Origin of the sequence: Borrelia sp. RT5S (assembly GCF_021165755.1) — a bacterium.
In the GTDB taxonomy this organism is placed as follows: domain Bacteria; phylum Spirochaetota; class Spirochaetia; order Borreliales; family Borreliaceae; genus Borrelia.
In genome coordinates this window covers 849,075-872,567 of the sequence record NZ_CP088936.1, presented here as the reverse complement: position 1 = coordinate 872,567, position 23,493 = coordinate 849,075, and the positions used below count along the sequence as shown (strand labels likewise).

Genomic DNA, 23,493 nt, shown 5'->3' with positions numbered 1-23,493 from the left:
ATCAATCCCTAACAAATTCAAGCTCAATCTTACCAAATTTATCTATGTCAGATACCCTTACCTTAATTTTTTGCCCCTCCTCTAATCTTGGAGGACGAACACCCATACTCCCCCCTACTCTTCTGTTATCATTTCCATATTTAACATTCCTGCCTTCGCCATATCTAGAAACTCTTCCCCCTCCATATTTATCATCTCTAGTCCCATATCTATCGTCTCTAGTTCTTGCCCGAGTACTTAAAAATCCTTCCTTTGCAGGAGTAAGCTCAACAAAGGCTCCAAAACTGTTAATCTTCTTCACAACCCCTTCATAAATTTCACCAACCTTGGGTTCCCTAACAATACTCTCTATCCTCTCCTTTGCTTTCTGCATCTTTAAACTATCAGCTCCAAAAATGATAATCCTTCCATCTTGCTCAATTTGCACTCTAACTTCAAACTCGTCCGTAATTGCCTTAACCGTCTTGCCAGTAGACCCAATAACAAGAGAAATTTTATCAATATCAATCTGTAACTGAAGAATCTTAGGAGCATTATCAGATATATCCTCTCTTGACTTTGAAATCACAGAATCCATGATAGATAGAATATGCATTCTGCCCACCCGAGCCTGCTCAAGCGCATCCTTCATCAACTGCCCTGTAACATTTGAAATCTTAATATCCATTTGAAAACCAGTAATTCCGTTTTTAGTTCCTGCCACCTTAAAATCCATATCACCTAAATGATCCTCTTCGCCTAAAATATCACTTAAAACAACATACCTATCACCCTCACTAACAAGCCCCATGGCAATTCCTGCAACCTGCTCCTTAGCAGGGACCCCAGCAGCCATCAAAGACATACTCCCAGAACATACCGTAGCCATCGATGATGAACCATTTGATTCCAAAACTTCAGATACCACCCTAATAGTATACGGAAAATCATCCTTCTTAGGTAACATAGCCTCCAAAGACCTTTGAGCCAAATGTCCATGTCCAATCTCACGCCTTCCAGTCATGAGCCTACCTGTTTCTCCAACAGAAAAGGGAGGAAAATTATAATGAAGCATAAAATTAAGTCGCTTATCTCCATCAATATCATCCATTATCTGCTCATCAATACTTGTTCCCAAAGTAGTTACAGCCAAAGCCTGAGTCTCACCCCTTGTGAAAAGAGCAGATCCATGCGTTCTATTTAAAAGATCAACTTCTGCAAAAATATTCCTTATCTCCCCAGGAGTACGACCATCCGTCCTGACATTATCTTCAAGAATTGATTTTCTAACAATTTCCTGTTCAAAGTCATCAAAAGCTCTGGCGAAAAGACTCTCATTATCGTCATTTACCTTATCAACAGAAGAGAAATGCTCATGCGCCCTTTTCTTTACCAACTTTATAGCCCTTTCCCTATTAAGCTTCCCTAAAACAAAACAAGCTTCCTTAAGCTCAGCGTAAATTAAATCTCTAAGCTCATCCTTAAACTCAAAAACTTTCTCCTCATAAGCAAGTGGCAACTTCTCCTTATGCCCAACAATAGATGCAAACTCTTTTTGCATCCCACATATTTGTTTAATATATTCATGGGCTTTATCTATTGCAACAAGCAATATCTCCTCACTAACCTCACTAGCACCACCCTCAACCATAGTAATCCCATCCAGACTCCCTGCAACAACAATATCGAGTGAAGAATCTTGAATCTCTTCAAAAGAAGGATTGACTATAAATTCATCATTCAAATATGCTATCCTAACAGCCGCAATTGGACCACCAAATGGAATATCTGACAAAAAAACCGCCGCAAAAGCAGCATTCATACCAACAATATCAGGAGGATTCACCTGATCCGTAGATAGGGTTGTTGGCACAACCTGAATATCCCTACCAAATCTTTTATCAAAAAGAGGCCTCATAGGTCTATCTATTAACCTAGAAACAAGCACTTCCTTATCCTTAGGTTTACCCTCTCTTTTAATAAACCCACCAGGAATTTTCCCAGCAGCATAATACTTTTCGTTATATTCAACCGAAAGAGGCACAAAATCTAAATCTTCACGCACTGAATCTGAGCAACAAACCGTAGCAAGCACAGTAGCCCCACCGTAAGTGGCAAGCACCGCACCATTTGCCTGCCTAGCTAACAAACCTGTTTCCAAAACCAATTCTTCTCTTCCTATTTTCAACTTCAAAACTTTTTTCAAAACCAACCCCTTATTACTTCCTAAGTCCAAGTCTAGCTATTAAAGTTCTGTAAGCTTCCAAATTTTTACCCTGATAGTACCTTAACAAGCTCCTTCTCTGTCCAACCAACTTCAACAAGCCTCTCTTAGAGCTATAATCTTTCTTATTCACTTTTAAATGCTCTGTTAAATATTTTATTCTATTTGTAATTAAAGCTACCTGAACCTCAACAGAACCCGTATCATCCGCACTTCTGCCAAACTCTGAAACTATCTTTTGTCTCTGTTCCTTATCAATCACAACCTACTCCTAATACCATCATAGCAAAGTACGAAAATACCACTTGCTATAATTAAAATCTTCACACTGAATTATAATATTTTTTCATCAAAATAACAAAAATAAAAATTTATTAAACTTAAAATATAATGACATATTTGTATTTACTTAATCCAACACCGCGAATAACCGCCAAAATTTCTTCATCCCTACTCTTAAATATTTTAAACTCATCCAAATTAATAACAATACTAACATAAATACCATTCTTAACGGATTTAACCAAGTAAGAGTCAACATAAACTACTTCAAAAAGACCTAAAGATTCTAAACTCATTAAAGAATTATTATTTAGATTTTCACAAAAGCAAGCATTATCCAATCTGAAATCTCCAACGCATACTCTTTCAAGGCTCTTAACATAAGCACACGAGTTCAAAGACAAAGCCAAATCTCTTGCAATACTTCTAACATACGTTCCCTTAGAACATTTTATTTTTAGCTTTAGAACACGAGAATCAATATTGTAGTCCAAGATTTGTATGTCATAGATATTAACTTTTCTAGGTTGAAGTTCAAAATTCTCCCCTCTGAGAGCCAACTTATAAGCTCTACTTCCATTAACATGCACTGAAGAATATTTAGGAGGAACTTGATAAAGCTCACCCACAAAAGACTCAAGTACAAGATCTAATTCTTCCAAACTTGGAATGTAATCCATTCTGTTTGTTATACTACCGTTAGGGTCAAGGGTATCCGTTTCAATTCCAAACTCAAATTCTGCCACATATTCTTTATTCAAAGATGTAATATAACTTGAAAGACTAGTATATTTCCCAACAAGAACAACCAAAAGTCCACTAGCAAACTTATCAAGAGTCCCTGTATGCCCAATACGACTTCCAACATAATACTTCTTCAAGGGAGACAGTGCCTCAAAAGAAGTCAACCCACTTCTCTTATTCAATAAAACAATTCCATTCATTAAATCTATTATTCTTTACCAATATTTAAATTATCAATTACCTTATTAACATAAAAAGCTCTAGCAATAGTATCATCCCTGAAAAAATTTAATTTTGGAGTATTTCTAACCCTAATCCTCTTTATAATCTCTCCCTGGATAAAGCCCTTAGCGTTATTCAACGCCTTGATGGCATTATCAAGAGATGCACCTTCCTTAACAGAACCAATAAATACCTTGGCATTGATCAAATCACCTGAAACCTCAACTCTCACAACAGTCAGAAATTCATGCACCCTAGGATCCTTTATACCCTTAGTTACTATTAAATTACCAATTTCCTGACCTAACAAACTCTCAAGCCTTGTCTTTCTTATTCCTTTTTCCATATTCAAAATAAAGCAAATACCTAAGACCCAAAGCGTCTTTTTACCTTCTTGATCTCAAATGCTTCAATAATATCTCCTTCCTTAATATTAGAGTAATTATCAATCATGATCCCACACTCGTACTGTGCACTAACTTCTTTAACATCGTCCTTAAATCTCTTAAGTGAAGATATTTTACCAGAATGTATCTGAAATCCTTCTCTCATAACATTAGTAACAGCATCTCTTCTTATCAATCCTTGTGACACATAGCAACCAGCAACTACACCAACTTTAGGAACGCTAATAACAGCCCTAACCTCGGCAAATCCAATAAACTTTTGCTCAATATCCGGTTCAAGCATTCCTTCAAGAACTGATTTAATATCATTTATCGCATCATAAATTATATTATATTTTCTAATTTCAACCTTCTCTTGATCAGCTAACATCTGAGCCTTTGCCGTAGGTCTTACGTGAAAACCAATAATAATAGCCTCACTTGCAGCTGCAAAACTAATATCCGTCTCCGTTATTGCTCCTGCTGATGAATGAATAACTCTTACTCTAAGTTCATCATTAGTCAACTTTTCAAGAGAATACTTTAAAGCCTCAACAGAACCCTGAACATCAGCCTTCAAAATTATCTTAAGCTCCTTCAACTCTCCTTCTTTGATTGAATCATAAAGATTTGATATGGTGATCTTCTTAACATTTTGCGCATTTTCATACTTCTTAAGATCCTGCCTTCTAGAGCTAATCAACTTAGCTTCCTTCTCTGTCTTTGTTGCCTGAAAAGGATCTCCAGCCTGCGGAATAGAAGAGAAGCCCAAAACACTAATTGCTTTAGCAGGTCCAATGCTCCTCACAGACACGCCCCTCTCATTTATCAGTGCTCTAACCTTACCGTGATATATTCCACCCACAAAAGAATCACCCACAGAAAGCGTTCCATCTTCGATAATCACAGAACAAATTATCCCACGTCCCAAATCAACCCTAGCATCAAGTATCCTACCAATAGCCCTCTTATTCGGATTCGCCTTCAAAGCCATTACTTCAGCCTGCAAAATGATCATATCAAGGAGTTCTGAAATACCAATATTCTTAAGAGCTGAAATTGAAACAAAAATCGTATTTCCTCCCCATTCCTCAGGAACAAGTTCATATTCAGAAAGTTGGTGCTTAACCCTATCCAAATTAGCTTCTGGTAAATCTATTTTATTAATAGCAACTATAATAGGTACCTTTGCTTCCTTCGCATGGTTAATAGCCTCAACCGTCTGAGGCATCACACCATCCACCGATGAGACAACAAGAACCACAATGTCTGTAACCCGAGCCCCCCTACTCCTCATCATAGTAAAGGCCTCATGTCCTGGTGTATCCAAAAATGTTATTTCATGTTTATTATAACTAATAGTGTAAGCACCAATATGCTGGGTAATCCCCCCAGCTTCCGTTCGATTTATGTCAATATTTTGCAAAACAGATAAAAGCCTAGTCTTTCCATGATCAACATGCCCCATTATGGTAATAACGGGTGGTTTTTCGACTCTCTGGCTCTCGTCTTCTTTCTCTACCTCTATAACTGTCTCATCATAAATTGACACCACATTAACCCTGGCCCCATATTCTTGAACCAAAATGGTAGCCGTATCAGAATCGAGCTTCTCATTAATAGTTGCCATTACACCTAAAGACATCAATTTAGTAATTAAATCTGAAGATTTCAAATTCATCTTCTTTGCAAGCTCTGCCACGGTAATAGTCCCCATAATATCAATTGATTTAGGAATTGGATTTGCCAAATTTTCTTTCTTTTTCTTCTGAAGCTGTTCAAAGACTTTTTGTTCTATTGTCTTAATCTCAGTTTCTTCCTTCTTTCTCTTATAGCTCTTTTGACTTTCCTGTTGTTGCTTCTTTTTCTCCCCAAGCTTTCTATTAATTCCCTTATTATCAGAATCGACAGGGGCCGGCGCACTAGGTGCAGCCTTGGTTCTTATTACTCGTCTGAAAGTCTGAGACTGACCCCCACCACTAGTATCCCTATTATGCGTATAATTCCTTCCAGGGTATCTCCCCCTACCTCCTTGCTGCTGCCCCCCCAAATTATCCCTGTTAAATGTCCCCCTCACATTAGAAGTTCTATCCCCTCTCATATTGTTGCTACCGTAAGTCTGACCCCCACCGCTAGAATCCCTATTATGCGTATAATTCCTTCCAGGCTCCTGCTTTCTATATGAACTTAAAGAACTTGCAAATCCAGCTCTAGATTCATTTGAATCTAGAGCTCTACCCCTGTCCATGCGAGTTACAACCTTCACTACCTTCTTACGCAACTTAACAACTTTAATCTTTTTCTCATCTTCTTGATCATCAATATTTTCTGACAAACTATTACTCCTCTTCAAACTCAAAACTGAGCCCTATCTTACAACCTGGACAAAAAGTCATATTTTCATTAATAACAGTACCGCATTCAGGACAAAGTAATTCCTCTTCCCCTTTTATTCGCTCAATAGACTCACCATCGTTAGAAATTATTACCATTCCCTCATTTAATATCTTGTTTATTTCATCTTGCTTCTCATAACTTATCCCAAGACTTAAAAGCTTTTCCTCACTAGCCCCCAAAAAGTCATCAATTCCATCAAGTCCTGCCTCAATTACCCTAGAAACAGCATCAACATCAAGAATCTTAAGCTCACTTATTCTATTTATCTCCTCAAATTCATCTTCCTGAGTAGTCTCTTGAATAATCTTGTCAAACATCTCAAAAGTCTCTTTCTTAAACTCTCCACTTTCCTTCATTTCTGCAAACTGACTACCAGTCTTAACATCGATTGCCCAATCAAGCAACCTATTTGCAAGTCTAACATTCTGACCCATCTTACCTATCGCAAGAGACAACTGATCATCACTAACAACTACCAAAGCCTTATGCAAATCTTCATCAAGAAGATATACATTATCCACTTTTGCAGGGGTTAAAGCATCTCTGATAAATTCTTTAACATCCCTGGAATAAGGTATAACATCTATCTTTTCGCCCTCCAGCTCTTTAATTATCGACTGAATCCTTACACCCTTCTGGCCAATACAAGGCCCCACAGGATCGATCTCCTCTTTCTCTGTATAAACAGCAATCTTGGTTCTATAGCCTGGGTCCCTGACTATCTTATGAATCTTAATAACACCTTCCTCAATCTCAGGAATTTCAAGAGTAAGAAGCTCCTCAATAAATTTAGGATGAGTTCTTGATAAAACCACTTCTATCCCGTTCCTGCCCCTCTTTACACTATGAACAAGAACTCGAATTTTCTCATTAAGTCCATAAACCTCCCTTGGAGATTGATACTTTTTAGGCATAACACCATCTGTACTACCAAGATTAACATAAAGGTCTCCATTTCTATTCTGCTGCACATAACCAATAATAATTTTATTTAATTTGTTTTTAAACTCTAAATAAAGTTCATTATCTTCAATTCCCTGCAAATCACTTTTGGTCCTCTGCTTAGCAACTTGAATTGAAAGTCTGTCGAAAATCTTAGGATCAATCTCAATATAAGCATACCCATCCTCTATTAACTTAAATTCCCTAGCATCATCTTCCAGTATCTCAAGCGTAGCGTCCTTAACTTCTTCTACAATCTTCTTCTTTGAATATACCACCAAATCCCCTGTGTCCTCGTCAAACTTAATTAAAGCGTTTTCACTCGTTCCAAAGTATTTCTTGTAAGCTATCACTATAGACTCTTTAACAGTCTTCTGGATAGCGTCCACACTCATCCCCCTCTCATTCGCAATATTACATATCATTTGGCCAGTGCCCTTTATCATCTCCAAGACTCCTTTATAATAATCTAGCCTTCCTTACGTCGCTATAAAGAATTTTTACCTCTCCACTACCTGTTTTAAAAACAAAACTATCTTCCTCGGCCTTCAAAATAAACCCTTCCTCAAACTCATTACCCAACATCAACTTAATCCTTTTACCCTCAAAAATTTTAAACTCCCTCCTGTTCTTAATTTTTCTATTCACCCCGGGCGTAGACAACTCTAAGCTAAAATCATATTTAAGAACCGTCTCCAAACTTAACAAAACCATCTTATGTAAGTCACAAAGCTTATCAACTCCAAAATCGCCCCGCCCATAAAGAACAACCTGAACCCTGCCCTGACCTCTTTTCTTAAAAGTATTAATTTCTAAAATTTCAATCCCTAACCGATCCGTTATACCCTTTATTAAATCGTAAACTTCATTTTCTTCAAAACTTCTACTCAACTACATCCCTAAAAAATAAAAGGCTCCTCCAAAAGAACCTTATTAAATAAAACAACTCATACAGGACAAGGGTATCATCAATGAAAATAAATGTCAATCTCTAAATTTTTAAAACTAAACTTTAGAGATTGACATCTTGACTACATTCAAAGCTCCATTCTTTACCAATATATCTTCACAAAAAGACATAGATGCGCCCGTCGTAACAATATCATCAATGAGCACAATTTTCTTATCCCTAACAGTGTCATACCTTAATTTTATTTTATTTTCTAAATTATCAAGCCTTAATCTCCCACGCAAAACCTTTTGACTCTCGCCCCACCCTCGCTTCAAGATGTTAGCATAATTTATTCCATTTTTCATTAGTAAATTTCCAATATATTCCATGTGATCAAATCCGTAAAAAATTTTTCTTTTAATACTGCAAGGAACACTAACCACCATGTCAAAATCAATGCCAACTAAAAATTTAAAAATTCCATCTGTAAAAAATTGCCCAAGTGCCTTCTGCCCATCTTTCTTGTAAGAAAGGACAATTTTCTTATATTCATCCCTGTATTCGAAAAAATACAAAATGCCATCCCTGAATTTAATCTTAAAATCCAAAAACCCAAGGCAACGCTTACAGAGTGCATGAGAGCAAACATAATCACTGTGACAACAAACACAAAAAGGAAGAAATATACTCCTTAAAACACTAATTCCACACAATGACATCTAATTCCCAATCTTTAAAATTATCTGATTAAGTAAATCCATTGCTTGATAGGGCGTAGTACTATTGATATCTACCTTGGAAATTAATTCCTTAATTTCCAAATAAGCATTGATCTCAGACTCATAACTTAAATCTTTCTCCATCTCTGCTTCATCAACGGAAGTGGCTAAAGATAGAAGCTCCGATATGCAAACCCTTTCCCTACTTGTCAAACTTTTAAGAATAACGTTCGCTCTCTCAATAACTTTTAAAGGTATACCAGCTATTCGAGCAACATAAATTCCATAAGAATTAAGCGATGGTTTTTCCTCAACCTCCCTTAAAAAAATAAGTTCATTCCCTTGCTTCTCTATCTTCATTGACAGATTAACAAAGGCTTCATGTTTAATAGCTGAAAGCTCATGAAAATGAGTTGCAAACAAACTTCTAGACTTAATAGATCCTAAAATGTATTCAACAATGGAACATGCAATAGCAAGTCCATCATTGGTACTAGTACCTCTTCCTACCTCATCCATAATTATTAAACTGTTAGGGGTTGCATTTCTTAAAATATTAGCTGTTTCGTTCATTTCAACCAAAAAAGTGGACTCTCCCTTCGAGATATTATCACTTGCACCTATTCTACAAAAAATCTTATCTGTGATTCCTATCGTAGCTTTGGAGGCAGGCACAAAAGATCCAATATGTCCCATTAAAACGACTAAAGCAGTTTGTCTCAAATAAGTTGACTTGCCCGCCATATTAGGTCCAGTAATTAGGCAAAAATATTTCTCATTATCAATCTTTACGGAATTCTTAGTAAAAGCTTCTACGCCTCTCATATAATGTTCAACAACAGGATGCCTTGCGCCCTCAAGCATAATTTCTTTATGATCAGTCAGTGTGGGCCTCACATATTCATTCTTTCTAGCCAAATAGGCGAAATTAGAAACTACATCACTATATGCACAAAATTCAGAAACTTTCTTAATCACTGCATTGTGTTTAGCTATCCTTAAAGCTATCCCATCAAATATTTCTTGTTCAAGGGCCGATAAATTATCTTCAGCATCATTAATATCCCTTTCAAGCTCAATAAGCTTGCTTGTCTTGTATCTTTTCGCAGTATTTAGAGCTTGACTTTCGATAAAATGAGAAGGCACTTGTCCATAGTAACTCTTCGTAACTTCAAAAAATAAACCTCGAGCATTAGTTTTTCTTATTTTAAGGCTGTTGATCCTACTAAAATTTCTCTCAAAATTAAGGTAATCATCAACATATTTACTTGCATTATTTTTGATCTCTCTTAAGCGATCAATCTTAGGATTATATCCCTGTTTTATAATTTCATCTTGTTCTCTTGAAATTGAGCCATTGATCAAAGAATAAATCCCTCTTATATTGTCTTCATCATTAGCGTCAAATATCCAATATCCAAAAGAGTGTTCGTTAAATAGTCTCTTTATTAAAAAAAATGCTATTAAAGCCTCTCTGATAAACAAAAAATCTTTTTTTGCATATCTTCTCATTTGAATTCTTGAGATTACTCTCTCAACATCCCAAACGTTACTGAGAATATCTCTTAATTTCATGGTCAGATTAACATTACTGTTTAAAAACTCTACATGATCTAATCTGCCATTAATCTCAGAAATATCTAGAAGTGGATTTAATATGTATTCTCTTAAAAGCCTCTTGCCCATCGGCGTTTTACAATCATTTAAAACTGAATAAAGGGAATAATTAGAAGTCAGATCATTGTTATTTTTAACAAGTTCAAGATTTATTTGAGTAACATCATCAAGAAACATATAAGCAGAGTCGTTATTAATATGAATCGTGCCGATATTACTCAATAAATTCTTTAAATTGTTTTTTACATAATCTATTATTAAAAAAGATGAAATATAATAAGGCTCTTCCTCTTTAAATCCAAGCGAGCCCAGGCTAACCATACCAAAATGTTCCTTTAATGATTTTATTGCAATTTCTTTATCCAAATGCCAATCGGGAACCTTATTTACCAAAAACCGATCAAGAACAAGTTTGTCTAAATATTTATAGTAAAAACTTTCTGACACTATTATTTCTTTTGGAAAATATTTCTCAATATCCCGCCTTAGTTTTTCCAAAAAACTACCCTCATAAAGAATTATCCCAAGCCTAGACGTTGATAATTCTATATATGAAAACGAACAATATCCTTTATAATCACTAATGGCAATCAAATAATTATTAACATCATCTTCTAAAAAATCCTCATCAATAACAACCCCAGGGCTTATAACCTCAACAACTTCTCTCTCCAAAGGCCCCTTAGCATCCGATTGTAACCCTTGCTCACAGATTGCAACCTTTTTATCTAGTAAAATTAATTTTTTTACATACTCCTTACTAGACTGGCAAGGTACTCCACACATAGGAACACCCTCTCGCTTGGTCAAAGTCAAGCCCAAAAGCTTACTTCCCTCAAGAGCATCATTGAAGAACATCTCATAGAAACTTCCTACTCTAAAGAACACAATAGCATCTTTATAGTTATTCTTAATTCTTAAATACTGCCTCATCATTGGTGTGACATTTTTTTCCATAAAACAATGTTGAATTATAATTGATATTATTGAAACTTTACAATATACTTGTCGGTGAAGAAGAATGAAATATGAAAGAAAATACTCTCGAGAGTGGTGTTTTTTATTTGCTCGAGGATTCCTCTGTTTTTATAAAGTTGATTAATAGATTTACTGCGTTGCATGGGGTCGGCTTTAAGTCGTTAGTTGAAGATGTGTTGCTGAACAATAGCGGGATCTGGACACTGTATCTGGATTTGTCGGAGACACAGTATTTAGACTCGACTTTTATGGGAACTTTGGTTCATGTTAAGAACAAGAGCAATAAATTGGGAAAAAATTTTAAGGTTATAAATCCTAGCAAAGAAGTTCTTAAGAATTTAGAATCTCTTGGCCTTGAAAAGGTATTAAAGATAGAAAATAGAGAAGAGAACTTGAAAAAAAGCAAGATGAAAGAATTTTTTTGTTATAGCGAAGAGAAAAATCAAATATTAAAATCAATATTAAAATCACATGTCCTACTGTCAAATATCAATAAAGCCAACAAAAAAGAATTTTGCGGTTTGCTTAAAAGACTAAAAAAGGAAAGTCATAACCGTTAAACCTTAATAAGGGACACTTTTTATTGTTTGTTTAAATGTTTGATCACATCTTCTGTCATATCGACGGTGCTGTTATAATAAAGTATGTAAGGACTGTCCTTTTTCATAACCAAAGAAACACCATTAGTCTCCGCAACATACTGAACACCGTTGAGTATCTTACTCCACAGTACCCCATCGCTATTTATGCTGTTTATATTAATCTGTTTTTGCTGGTCAAGATTACTTTTTGCTAAAGTTGTAAGCTTTTTAAGTTCATCTATCTTTAAATTATATTGATTCCCATAAGTCCTTGCACTATCTAAATCATGAGCACTAACAGCTCCATCATACATTCTCCTTAAATCTTTAATCTCAGCATTTAAAACATCTATTTTTTCTTGATAATGTTTCCTCAATTGCTCAAGATTAGATTTTAACTGTGGGTTTAAAAATTCAATTATGATCCTCTCAAAATCCACAACCCCCACCTTTGTAACATCTATCGCAAAAATATTCAATTGAAATAAATACACCATCAAAAGAACCATCAAAGACATATCTTCCCCTTATAAAGACAAAAACAATTGTATCAATATCTCATATCAATTGCTAAGAAAAATTTAAACCCTGCATAGTAATTGTAATGCTTATTAACTCCCGTATTATCAAAATAAAACGGGTAGGCTACAACTAAAGATAAGGGCAACTGTGGCAATAAACTTCTAACTCCAAATCCCCAACTAAACATAAAACTACCAAATGGAACAAATAAAGCATTTTCTTTCTCTTCCAAAGAATAAGCCGCTATATCTAGGAACAAAGCATCCCAAACTAAAATATTTTTAATCAAGGGCATTGATAATTGAATAGTATTAACAAATGAACTATAAATATTTTTTAAAGTTCCCCATCCTCTAGCTATCATAAAGTTTTCACTAATAGTTATGAAATGATGTGGCTGTATCTCCACTTCAAAACTGTTTCCAAGAGGCGGTAAAATATTCGTATAAACACTTCTTAGAGTCAAGATTAAGTCAAAAAAGGGAGTAAAAACATCTTGATATCCTAAAAGAGAAATATACCTTTCAAAGGTAGTAGTAGCTTTGGTAAAATGGCTCTGGCCAAATAAAAACCCACCAAAAAAATCAAAATGCTGCTTAAGCAAAAACCCATTATTAGATAAAGATTGAGAGTTTCTTGTATCCCACGCTACACCTAAACCAAGAGAATTCTCAAACCTAATAGTATGATAGTTATCTCTTAAATAATAGCTTGAAGGTCTATTAACACTATTGTCATAATGCACATATTTAAGAGCAGATTGCACAGTCCCAGTAAATGTTTGCTTCCCAAGGTAATTAGAAAAAGTATATCCAGTAACAAAAGCTAAACTCAATTTAATCAAAGAATAATTCATAGTATTAAAGTCTGAAAAATTCTTCGCATTATGATACTCTTCCCAACTTTCAAAAGGATCTGGTACTTCCTTTTTGCCTGTAAAAATAGGACCATTAATATCCTGATAGGCCGTATTTATAGAATGAGAAAAATCAAGAAATCCTCCCACAGTCCATCTAGTCTGCATAAACCAATAATCTTCAAATGACAGCCTCAAACTCTGTTCTGAGAAAGCAAGATTAAGTTTTGTAGATAAAGAATATCCTTCCCCTAAAAAATTAGATTGTTCCCATTGCCCAAACAACGAAAACGGAAACCAAGAATTACTAAATCCACCAAAATTCATACCAAACCTAAAGCTTGCCGTTTCTCTCTCCTCAACGGAAAAATTTATCTTCATCAAACCATCAATATTACTCTGTGCAATATCAGGAACAACATTTCCAAAATAACCAAGTCTTTGCAAGTTAAACATGCCCATTCTAAATTTTTCCAAACTAAAAACATCACCCTCCATTAAAGGTATTTCTCTAAGTATTACATGAGAAGCTGTTTTCTTATTACCCGAAACAGTAATAGACTCAATATGGGCCTTGTCTTTTTCTACTATCTTAATTAAATAATCTACAAATTCCCCTCTCATTGCCCTAGAAGGCACAATTTCTGTAAATATATATCCATCCGCGTAATATTTTTCTCGAATTTTTGAAAAATCCTGCTCAAATTTTGAATCATTGAAAATGTCCCCTTCCTTAAGGGTGACTAAAGCCTGCAGCTCTTCTAAGCTGAAAACCAAATTGCCAGAAATCTCAAGTTTGCCAAATTTAAAAACGTCACCCTCTGAAATAAAGTATTTCAAAAAAACTTCCTTTTCCGGTCTATCAGGATCACTAGGCTCTCGTATATCCACAGTGCTGTTTACAACCTTAACATTAATATATCCACTATTCTTATAAAAAGACTCAAGCTGAATCTTGTCCTTATCAACATTTGACCTTAAATACTTTCCATCAGAAAATAAAGACGCTGTTCTTGATGCTAAATATTTCCTGAGCGTGCTGCCCTTGAAGTTTAAATTTCCCTCAAAAGCAACCTCTTTAACAACATATTTAGGTCCTGCGTTTATTTCAAACACAATATCTACTAGATTGTTCTCTTCCTTAGTCTCATATTTAACGGAAACATCAAGATATCCAGCTTCTCTATACATCTCTTCAAGCTGAACAACACCTCTTTTAACATTTGAAAGATTTAAAGACTCATTTATCTTAATATTTGCCTTATCACGCAGCTCACTATTCCAAAAAACTTTACTATTATCAACAAAAGAAATAGTCTTTACTAGAGATTTTTCTTTTACAAAAAATGTAATAAGAAGCTTATCGTCCTCTACTTTAAACTCGGGCCTAATAAGCCCATCAAAATAATCAAGAGCATATAGATCAACTTGTAATCTGTCAAAAACTTCATTAGAATAAACTTGTCCTAGGTAAGAATTTAAAATAAAGGCAAGGTTCCTTTTATTTATATTTTTAAGTCCGTCAAAATCAATACTTTTTATCGTCTTCCCCTCGTAATTAACCTGAGAATAACCCAGATTAATTGAAAACACAAAAAAAAACACAAAAACTAAAAACTTAAAAGACCTCATCCAAAACCCCTCAGCACTCAATACTTAAATTTCCAAGAAATAGATATGTTATTTCCTATACCGTGTAGGCCATTTTTAGTGAGATCATAATCAAAAACATAATCAACAAAGAAAAACGGCGAATCAAGCTCAATACCAAAATTGACATTAAAGTTCAAATTCTGAGAGAAAGGCGTGGTTTGCTCTTTTAAAAACCCAAAACCCGCCTTACCAAAAACACCATTAGAGAAATATTTACCCACCTCAACGCTTGTATTATCAAGAAAGCTCGCAAAAGTTGGATTCCCCGATATACCAATAACATTCCTCAATATATCCGTCTTTATACTCAACAGGTCTAATTTTAATACAGAACGAGCATAATCTTCAATAGGCTGTACTACCAAATCCACAAGAATATCATTAGCCAATCCGATTGCAATCTCGGCCGTATTGGTGCCCGCAGACCGCAATCCATGTTCACTTCCAATTATTGAACTTGACAAAAGATATTTTATCTCTTGTTCGGTTCGAACGGGATAGGATACAAATCTAAAATCCCACAAACTTAAAGGACCATCCATACCCATAGTCACAAGCAATTTTTCACTGCCATCCTTAATTGTGTTTGTCGCTTCAATTCTTACCCATGGATCAAATTTGGCCTTATTTTCATTAAAAGAGATATATGAACCTCCTTTAAACACAAATTTCTTGTTATTATAATTAACAGACCCGCTTGCTATATTTAAATCTCCCTTAAGTATGAAATCATCTGTTCTAGTGTCAGACTTAATGATTAATTCATTTCCTTTAGCGACAGTGACATTTAAAAACGAAATCTTGTTATCTGGCCAATGAAAAGCAACATTGCTGTCAAAATTGATCTTAAGATCTGTAACAATAGCAAAATCTTCAGAATTAATGTCCTCCGTTTTAGAGCCTTTCTTTCTCTTAAAAGGATTCATTAAAAAATCAAAAATCGAATTCTCAAGCAAGTAAACCCAAGAGTTTGCAATATTTAAATCTCCGCTAAACACAATCTCTTCGGCATTACCTTCAATAAAAAAATTGCCCGAGGCATAGCCAATAAAATTTATAGTTACTTTGTCAAATTTAATAGGGACTCCAGAATCACTAGGAACATCAATATCTACCTTGTAATAATCGACAATAGTATCACTTAAAAAATTAAGATTAAGACTAGCAGAAACGTTAAGATCTGAATAATAGCCTAAATTAAAGCTATTATCTAAAATAAGCTTATTATCTTGAATCAGGACAGGTACATTAACTAATTCCAAAATTCTACTCTTCCCATGCTGTCTAGAGGATTTCAGATATTCAGTACTAATTGACCCACTCAATATATTAATCTCTCCATTAAGATTTGGGTTATACAAATCACCATCAATACTCAACTCACCCCCTAACTTGATATCATGCAAAACAAAATGTTCCTCAATATTAAAAAGAGCTTCTGAATTTAGAAAATCTTTTGTAATTAACTCTGAATTAAATTTAATATCCTGAATAATCCCGTTAATTTCATTCTTCAAAATTTTACCCGATGCATCAAAACTGAGAGGCAGATAATCACCAATCTTAATATTAAAATTACCATCAGCATATTCATACAAAACATTAATAAGATCATATTCAATTGATAAAGCACTAAATTTTTCAGGATTATCTCTAAATTCAATCGTAAGATTGGAAAGATTATTGTCCTTATATCTTAAATCTCTGAAGGAAACTTCTCCTTCAGTTTCTCGCTTTAAAATACCAAGATCTTCCTTTTCCTTATTTTCAAACTTTTGAAAACTTGCGTCAATTCTTGAAGAGAAAAGATCACTATCAATATTTAAATTAGAAACTCCGATAGAATTTTTAATATCATATCTAAAACTACCCGCAAGAATCTCTCTTTTGTCCTGCATTGCCTTTATGTTATAGATATTAAGATTGTTATCGACTAATCCCAGCTTAAAAGAAAAATACGTAGGAATACCTATTAAAGACATTCCATCTGTTTCAAGATATGCGTTAAGGGAATAATTAAACAAATCATTTTCTTTAAAATTAAGAATAAAATTACCATTAGCTTTGCCATTCAAGAAAGATAGAAACTTAAAATTATCAAAATCCAACCCCTGAAATCTTCCCAAAACATAATTACCATCTTCATTAGAATTAATTCCTAAAAAATAACGCTCCGTGCTTACGTTTGAGAATAAGTTTATCTCACCGCCGAGCTTATTACTTAAATTAAAATACCCCTGTCCTTGTAAATTTGAGTATTTATTTACAAATCTAATATTTGAAAGATTAATCTCTTTATTCTTATATAAACCCTTAAAGCTAAAATTAAGATTATAAGCCGGATTATTAGAAATCTTATCCAATCTAAACTTATTGATTACAAAACTTAAATCATCGTTGATTTTCTCATAATTACCATAAGAATTAATATTTAATAAAACATCAAAGTTTTTATTATGGAAACGAAAATCATCAATATTTAAAGAATAAGTTATCATTGAATTAGCATAATTTAAATTGGCCTTCGCCTTAGACGAAAATTCAAGATTAACATTCTTATCTTTAAAATTAAATTCGAGATACAAAGGATAACTCTTGTTCAAATAACTAAAATCCGTAGTGAGCCTTAATCTGTCGTCAAGCAAATGTATTAAAAAAACAGAATTTATACTATAATCGCCACTCTTGTAGGTAAAGTTCCTTATCTTATAAACACCCTTCTCCCCACTAGCATCAAACATCAAATTAAAATCATCCAATTTTGAAGCTATAGAAAAATTAAGACCATTCAGTCTAGACTTATCATAACTCAGGGTGTTTAAATAAAAATCTGAAGTTAAGTTAAAATACTTACCCGATAATAAGTGCTCGGGAATAAATTTAGTAACCACAGATTCTGGAAGGACGTCATTTAGGAAAAGCAAAGGAAATTCTTTAATACCCAAATTAAATCTAAAATTTTCTTTATCAAAATCTCCTTTTAGCAGAACCATAGATTTGTTATTTTTAAAATTCAGTAAATAATTAACATAAGTTTTATCTTCAGAGAAACTCGTTTTAAAGCTTAAGTTTTGAACTTCAAGTCTACCAATTTTAAAATTATCAGACTTTACCAAAAAATTTCTATTCTCTTTACTAAAATCCAAATATCCATTAATATCTCTAAAATTTAGTACTCTTGCAGACCTAAAATCAAGCCTTCCTATCGGCAATAAATCCTCTAGCGAATAGTAGCCCTTATAATTAATAAACCCTCTCTTAAGCTTTAAGAAAACATTCTGTATTTTAGCAATTTTATTATTACCTTTAAGTTGTACCCTTATTCCTTGGATCTCTTTGTTTATTGTGCTGTCTTTTGAGGATGAATTTAGCAAAAACGAATATCTTAAATCTTCATCTTGAAAATCGTAAGAAAATGCCAATTGTCCATTTAGAGCTATGTCGAAATAATCTTTATAAACATTAAAATCTTCATTAAGTCTTATCCAGTTTAAAAGATTGATATCAAAGAATAGAGCATCCAATCTTAAAAAATTTTTATTAACATCATAGCTTAAATTAAAATCCAAATTTTCTCTTCTGAGATTAAAAACTTCAAGATTTCCCTTCGAATAATTTATTTGAAAACCCTGCTCAAGTAGAGAAAAATAACCTGCATTGAATTCCAAAAAACTGACATTGACATACCCATCTTCAAGCCCCTTTTTAAATTTACCTTCAAAATAAAATGTTGAATCCAAAGAGTTTTTATTGCTAACATCTTTCTTAAAATCTGCAGAAGAACTAAAATCAACAATAGAGCTAAATAAAAAATCATCATCGATGGTTTTCAATCCAAAATTCTTGACCTTAAATTCTAACAAATTACCTGGGCCCAATTTAAGATTGATACTGATATCTTCCAAATTAATATGAAGCTTGTCCAGATAATCAGACATTTTACCGATGATTGCGTGGTTATTGAATTTATCATCACCTAGTTCAAACTTGTCAGAACTTGAACTTAGGGATTGTAAAAGATTTAAATCATTTAAATCAAAATTTAGAGTACTACCTTGCACAAAAATATTTAAAATAATGTTTTTATCTCCTAATAGGAGTTTAAACAAGTCCAAATTTATCTTAACCGTACTCATCAATACTTTTTCTTGGTCATTTAAACTCAATTCCAGGTTATCTATCTTTATTGAAGAGAAAAAATATGGTGCAATTCGCTCGTATTTTATTTTAAATCCCGTTTTCGATTCAAGATAGCCTATGACTAAATATCTTGCAGAATAAACTTGCACCTGAATAAATAAAACAAAAACTACAAGAATGGATATAAAAGCCAAAACTGAGCAAAAAAACGTTAAAGGAACCCTACTTCTTACAAAAAATAAATTCATATGTTTATAGTGTATATTATATAATAATTCACTGATATCTAATTGTTTAAAAACATCTAGGGAGACAAGCATTTGTGAGTAGGGTTTTGAAAAACTTTTATTGCGTAGAAGGTATCGATGGTAGCGGGAAGACAACTATGATCCAGAGGTTACAAGAACTTTGTAATAGCAAATTAAAATACCATTTCACAAAAGAACCTTCAGAAGGAGTAATTGGAGAATTTATCAGGAAACAATTATCCAATTTTAAAAACCCACTGCAAGAAATATCACTAGCACACCTGTATACAGCAGATAGATATGAACATCTCTACAATCCAAGAGACGGTATAATAAAAATATTAACCAAACCCAAAACAAAAGTAATAACTGACAGATATTTATTCTCATCCATTGCATATCAAGGAGATTTGGGGCAAAAACTAAACAAAGACTTCCCATTACCCGAAATACTTTTCTTTATAAAAACAGATCCTAGGATTGCACATGAACGTATTAGAAAAACCAGAATACAACCTGACCTCTTTGAGTTTGAAGCAAAAAAGCTTCACGATATCAGTGAAAGATATGAAGCGCTACTTAAAGATCTCAAGCACTCGCTCGATGTAGTCTACATCAAAAACTCAGATGAGAAAGACTTGGAAATAGGGGCAAGACAAATATTTAATTTAATCAAATTTTAATATAATTAAAACAGAAGGAAGAGATCATGTATCGCAAAAATTTTTTTACCCTATGTTTATTTATATCTTCGTTGTTCTTGACAGTGGATATGAATGCATCCTCAAAATTTTTCTATGCTGAACAGTGGTATGTCACACTCAATACACAAATGAAAAGAAGACCTCAAAATTTTAAAAGGAACATATTTTTGCTAAAAAATGCATTAGATTTCCCGTTTGGAAATCCTCAGTATTCTTTAGCAAAAGTTGAAACAAAAGAAGAATGGGACAAATATAAACTCCTATTTAAAATGCATGTAAACCTACTTCTTGTTAAGCAACATCTGTACCTGGGCGATTTATTTGACACAAGACATGTACATTTTTACAAAACTCCAAGAAAGAATGGGATTCTTGAAAACTTAAATAAAGCTGCAAACTTTTACAAAATAGCTGTCTCGTATTATAAAGAAGCTTTAACATTCCATAAGAAATTGAAAGGATACAAATCTACCATAATACAAAGTGATGGAATAGAAAACTGGGAAGACGAACATTACAGAATTGAAATCAAAGAATTGGACTACTTCGATATAATTGAGAAAGAACTGACACGTATTGAGAAAACAAAGAATTTTTTCAATAAAAGACCGAATCACTACTAGGGTATCCCAAAACTTTCTTTTTGATCTTTTGAAACGAATATCTTTTGAATGTAGTCCCTGTTAAGAGAAAATTTGCTAACAAGTTCTTTAAAGTCGTCCCTGCTGAGAATATTATATTCCAATGCGAGTGTAATTAAAGCTCTTTCGGCCAAAAAAGGCAGTTTAAATAAATTATTTAAAACTTCAATCTCACATTTCCCCCTGGACTCGGTTGAAAGAGAACTTTCAAAAGTTGAGCTGCATTTACCACTATTTAAACACAATATTTCTCTCTCAAATAATTCCTTATCACCTTGAACATATAGCAAGGCAAAAGGTTTAAGAACAGTGAAAAAATATTCTCTACCCACAAGATAATGGTGCTTAGAACATCTTGCAGCATAATTCGGATAAATAGCAGACTCAACAATCCCATCCCCCCCAACGATCAACAAGGGATCAAAGTAAGGAGCTGCTATTTCTTGTCCCTCGTAAAAATAATATCTATATGTTAAAAAAGACTCATCCATGCAGCTATCATGTTCACAATAAGCACCAATACGACAAACTTTATCCGAATATTCTATCAAGAGTTTAGCAGTATTATTAAAAATCTCTTTTCTGAAATTGTAAATCAAGGTGGGCAACACAAATAAAATATCCAAGTCCAACGCAAGCCTGCTTAAAACAAAAACCAAGCGTTCTTCATAAAAACAAGCCTCATCGATAACAAAAGTACCATACTGAGAGTTATCTTCTACTATTTTTTCAACATCAAAAGAATTACCCGAGAATCCAACGCCACTAACCCCATCAACCACACCTCCTCTATAAGGAATACCATTTTCTGGACAATCCTTAAACCTTTTCCTATCAAGAAAATTTCTAATAAAAAATACATTAGCTCTATTCCTGCTTCCCTTAGTTATAGAATTTAATATTTTTAGGGATTTATTCTTAATAACAAGAGAGTCCTTATAAATTCTAGCCGCATATTCAGTCTTTCCACTTCCCATAGGCCCAACTACAAGCATCAGATTTAAACTACTTCTAAAATCAAAATGGCTAACAGAGATCATATTATCCAGCCTAGAATCCCTTTCTCCACTGGCAAAATTCAAATAAAAATTCATAAACACATCCCAGCTACCCTAAACATTTTATACAAATGCAAGGGAATCAAACGGAATAACAAGCTGTAAAGGAGCTCCTAAATAGCCCGAGAATAACTTTTTTGCATAAAGCAATAAAACAAATACCTTTTTATTTTTAAGATATTTAAAATCATAAATAAAAATATCATCATTTATCCTAAAATTAAGTTCACTCCCTATTCTATTGGAAAACACTTTAGTAACCCTATATTCTCTTGCAGAGACCAAATTTAAACTTAACCCCAAAAAAGCTCCCATTAAATTTTTTAAAGAATCTATCTTTAAAACACTCTCAATTATATCCTCTGGCCTCTCTTGTGGATAAAGATAAACCTCATAATCCTTATTATCTCTTCTATAAGTAACTTTTACCATAGATTTTTTTTGCAAGATATAGTACTGAAGCTCTCTTAAACCTTCAAAGTTTAAAGAATCAACACTAAGAAAAGAATCTCCACTCCTAATTCCACCAATATCTGCAGGAGAATTAGGCACAACATATGATACTTCCAATTTTCCTAAACTTTCAGAGAATATCAACCCCAACCACTGATTTTTTAAATTCCCCCCTCCATACATAAAGGGCAAAACCTTTAAAACCCATTTTGAAGGAATAACGAAATTAAGACCTTGCGTATGTAAAATTCCAGCAAATGTAATCCCAATAAATTCACCAGCTTCATTTACTACGGGTCCACCAGAATTTCCCCGATTAATGGCAGCATCAATTTGATACGAATCGCCAACAGGCAACAAATCCCTATTTTTACCAGATATTATCCCTGAAGTGATAGTCTTTTCAAGTCCCATAGGAGAACCCATTGCATAAATTTTATCCCCAATATTAATATCTGAAGGATAATTTAAATCAAACTGATTCTCTACTTTAAAAGCAACCTTAATTAAAGCAAGATCCATTTCCCGAGAATAGGCAATTACCTTCGCAGGCAGTTTCTCTCCCTTACCCCTTGGAAGCCTGACATAAAGGCTTGAAATTCCGTTATATTCCTTATCAATCTGAGAGCTAATTACATGATAATTAGTCAAGGCATACCCCTTCACCTTATCAATAACAAAAGCTGTTCCCAAAGCAATATTTGGCACCATATTTCCATTTAACAACTTAGTACCCATATTTACCCAAACCGTTAAAACAGATGTATCAAGTAATACATTCCTTGAAGGAGACTCTTCATTAAGAATAAAATCTTTTAAAGAACTAAAAGCATTATCAAATAAATAATATTTTGCAAAAAAACTTGCAAGATTTGGATCTTCAATCTTTAAATTTTCAAGATGTCTTAATATCAATTGCTCCTTACCCTCGCGAAGCATAACACCAAACAAATTTAAAGTTTCAAGCTTATGGAGAGCCTTATCATACTCTTTTTTCTGATAAAAACTTAGATATTCACTCTCAATCCCAGACAAAGCTTTATCTTTTAGGTCTAAAAGATCTTGATCAATTTCAAATTCACTGTTTTTTAAGTTGTAGAAACTAGAAAGAGCAATTTCGAAGTTATTATCCTTAATGTGCCCGTCTATACTCTCAGATGGAATATAATAAATCTGCTTGTCGTCTATTTCCCTTACCGTTTTGCACGAAAAAACCAATACGATGATAAGAAAAACCTCTTTACACATTAATAAT

General features: G+C 33.6%; 17 protein-coding genes. 3 read left to right on the top strand and 14 right to left on the bottom strand.

The window, feature by feature from the left end:
- Window position 1 precedes the first annotated feature (1 nt).
- The 9 genes from pnp to mutS all read right to left on the bottom strand — a co-directional run bounded on the left by pnp (window position 2) and on the right by mutS (window position 11,361).
- Window positions 2-2,185, bottom strand: a complete 2,184-nt coding sequence (gene pnp, locus LSO06_RS04210) for a polyribonucleotide nucleotidyltransferase (protein WP_231760787.1) — start codon at window positions 2,183-2,185, stop codon at window positions 2-4.
- A 13-nt stretch (window positions 2,186-2,198) separates the two neighbouring features.
- Window positions 2,199-2,465 (bottom strand): 30S ribosomal protein S15, encoded by a 267-nt coding sequence (gene rpsO, locus LSO06_RS04205; protein ID WP_231760786.1) that lies wholly within the window; start codon window positions 2,463-2,465, stop codon window positions 2,199-2,201.
- Between the two features lie 118 nt (window positions 2,466-2,583).
- Window positions 2,584-3,429: a tRNA pseudouridine(55) synthase TruB gene (gene truB / locus LSO06_RS04200; RefSeq protein WP_231760785.1), complete on the bottom strand. Its 846-nt coding sequence runs from the start codon at window positions 3,427-3,429 to the stop codon at window positions 2,584-2,586.
- 8 nt (window positions 3,430-3,437) lie between these two features.
- Window positions 3,438-3,797, bottom strand: coding sequence for a 30S ribosome-binding factor RbfA (gene rbfA / locus LSO06_RS04195; RefSeq protein WP_231760784.1), 360 nt, complete (start codon window positions 3,795-3,797; stop codon window positions 3,438-3,440).
- A 20-nt stretch (window positions 3,798-3,817) separates the two neighbouring features.
- Window positions 3,818-6,172 carry a translation initiation factor IF-2 gene (gene infB / locus LSO06_RS04190; RefSeq protein ID WP_231760783.1) on the bottom strand — a complete coding sequence of 785 codons (2,355 nt, stop codon included), beginning with the start codon at window positions 6,170-6,172 and terminating at the stop codon, window positions 3,818-3,820.
- A 4-nt stretch (window positions 6,173-6,176) separates the two neighbouring features.
- Window positions 6,177-7,622, bottom strand: coding sequence for a transcription termination factor NusA (nusA, locus tag LSO06_RS04185; RefSeq protein WP_231760782.1), 1,446 nt, complete (start codon window positions 7,620-7,622; stop codon window positions 6,177-6,179).
- A 13-nt stretch (window positions 7,623-7,635) separates the two neighbouring features.
- Entirely contained in the window at window positions 7,636-8,067 is a 432-nt protein-coding gene (gene rimP, locus LSO06_RS04180; RefSeq protein WP_231760781.1) for a ribosome maturation factor RimP, read from the bottom strand.
- A gap of 114 nt (window positions 8,068-8,181) precedes the next feature.
- Complete coding sequence (locus LSO06_RS04175) at window positions 8,182-8,781, bottom strand: type I phosphoribosyltransferase (RefSeq protein ID WP_231760903.1); 600 nt, start codon at window positions 8,779-8,781, stop codon at window positions 8,182-8,184.
- A 6-nt stretch (window positions 8,782-8,787) separates the two neighbouring features.
- Window positions 8,788-11,361 (bottom strand): DNA mismatch repair protein MutS, encoded by a 2,574-nt coding sequence (gene mutS, locus LSO06_RS04170; RefSeq protein ID WP_231760780.1) that lies wholly within the window; start codon window positions 11,359-11,361, stop codon window positions 8,788-8,790.
- A 71-nt stretch (window positions 11,362-11,432) separates the two neighbouring features.
- On the opposite strand from mutS, the gene LSO06_RS04165 reads away from it, so the two are divergent.
- Window positions 11,433-11,942 (top strand): STAS domain-containing protein, encoded by a 510-nt coding sequence (locus tag LSO06_RS04165; protein ID WP_231760779.1) that lies wholly within the window; start codon window positions 11,433-11,435, stop codon window positions 11,940-11,942.
- A 20-nt stretch (window positions 11,943-11,962) separates the two neighbouring features.
- On the opposite strand, the gene LSO06_RS04160 is transcribed toward LSO06_RS04165, so the two are convergent.
- Genes LSO06_RS04160 through LSO06_RS04150 form a run of 3 tightly spaced genes read right to left on the bottom strand, consistent with a single transcriptional unit; the run spans window position 11,963 to window position 19,382 of the window.
- Window positions 11,963-12,481, bottom strand: a complete 519-nt coding sequence (locus LSO06_RS04160; protein ID WP_231760778.1) for an OmpH/Skp family outer membrane protein — start codon at window positions 12,479-12,481, stop codon at window positions 11,963-11,965.
- 32 nt (window positions 12,482-12,513) lie between these two features.
- Entirely contained in the window at window positions 12,514-14,973 is a 2,460-nt protein-coding gene (gene bamA, locus LSO06_RS04155; RefSeq protein WP_231760777.1) for an outer membrane protein assembly factor BamA, read from the bottom strand.
- 17 nt (window positions 14,974-14,990) lie between these two features.
- Window positions 14,991-19,382, bottom strand: coding sequence for a translocation/assembly module TamB domain-containing protein (locus LSO06_RS04150; protein WP_231760776.1), 4,392 nt, complete (start codon window positions 19,380-19,382; stop codon window positions 14,991-14,993).
- A gap of 74 nt (window positions 19,383-19,456) precedes the next feature.
- Between LSO06_RS04150 and tmk the strand changes: the two genes are divergently transcribed.
- Entirely contained in the window at window positions 19,457-20,065 is a 609-nt protein-coding gene (tmk, locus tag LSO06_RS04145) for a dTMP kinase (RefSeq protein ID WP_231760775.1), read from the top strand.
- 26 nt (window positions 20,066-20,091) lie between these two features.
- Window positions 20,092-20,709: a hypothetical protein gene (locus tag LSO06_RS04140; protein WP_231760774.1), complete on the top strand. Its 618-nt coding sequence runs from the start codon at window positions 20,092-20,094 to the stop codon at window positions 20,707-20,709.
- On the opposite strand, the gene LSO06_RS04135 is transcribed toward LSO06_RS04140, so the two are convergent.
- Both LSO06_RS04135 and LSO06_RS04130 read right to left on the bottom strand, forming a co-directional pair.
- Window positions 20,706-21,821 (bottom strand): thymidine kinase, encoded by a 1,116-nt coding sequence (locus LSO06_RS04135; RefSeq protein WP_231760773.1) that lies wholly within the window; start codon window positions 21,819-21,821, stop codon window positions 20,706-20,708. The genes LSO06_RS04140 and LSO06_RS04135 overlap by 4 nt on opposite strands.
- Before the next feature lie 27 nt (window positions 21,822-21,848).
- Window positions 21,849-23,486 (bottom strand): S1C family serine protease, encoded by a 1,638-nt coding sequence (locus LSO06_RS04130; RefSeq protein WP_231760772.1) that lies wholly within the window; start codon window positions 23,484-23,486, stop codon window positions 21,849-21,851.
- Window positions 23,487-23,493 lie beyond the last annotated feature (7 nt).